Below are 725 nucleotides of genomic sequence, written 5' to 3' on the forward strand. Positions count from 1 at the left end.
AGGTCCAGCCGGCCCAGCCGGTACTGGTCCACCAGCATCGGGAAGTCCCGGGAGGGGAGGGTGTCGCCGTACCAGGCGGACTTGATGGACCCGCCGCGGCCGAAGACCTCGTCCAGCGGGATCTCCCACGTGGTGCCCGGTGCCGGCACGCCCACCAGGACCATGCGTCCGGCGAGGTCGCGGGCCTCGAACGCCTGCCGGAAGGTGGGGGCGATGCCCACGGCGTCGATCACCAGATCGGCACCGTTCCCGCCCGTGAGCGCCCGGATCGCCGCCACGGGGTCCTGCTCCTTGGAGTTGACCACGTGGGTGGCGCCGAACCGCTCCGCGGTGGCCAGCTTCTCGTCGTCGAGGTCCACGGCCACGATCGTGGTCGCCCCGGCCAGGGCGGCCCCGGCGATCGCTGCCGCCCCGACCCCACCGCAGCCGATGACGGCCACGGACTCCCCGCGCTTCACGGCGCCGGTGTTGAGCACCGCGCCGATGCCGGCCATCACCCCGCAGCCGAGCAGGCCCACCGCGGCGTACTGGTGGTCCTCGAGCTCGCCCTCGATCTTGGTGCACTGCCCGGCGGCGACCAGGGTCTTCTCGGCGAACGAGCCGATGCCCAGGGCCGGGGTCAGCGGGGTGCCGTCCTCGAGCGTCATCTTCTGGGTGGCGTTGTGGGTGGCGAAGCAGTACCAGGGCTCGCCCTTGCGGCAGGCCCGGCACTCCCCGCACACCGC

At 73.2% G+C, this 725-nt stretch carries 1 protein-coding gene; it reads right to left on the reverse strand.

Annotation, left to right across the window (positions count from 1 at the left end):
- Positions 1–725 (reverse strand): zinc-binding dehydrogenase (locus tag ACFYE3_RS19040; protein WP_387612045.1); only part of this gene is annotated, 725 nt, incomplete at both ends.

The sequence above is a fragment of the Kocuria arenosa genome (assembly GCF_042879215.1).
Taxonomy (GTDB): domain Bacteria; phylum Actinomycetota; class Actinomycetes; order Actinomycetales; family Micrococcaceae; genus Kocuria; species Kocuria arenosa.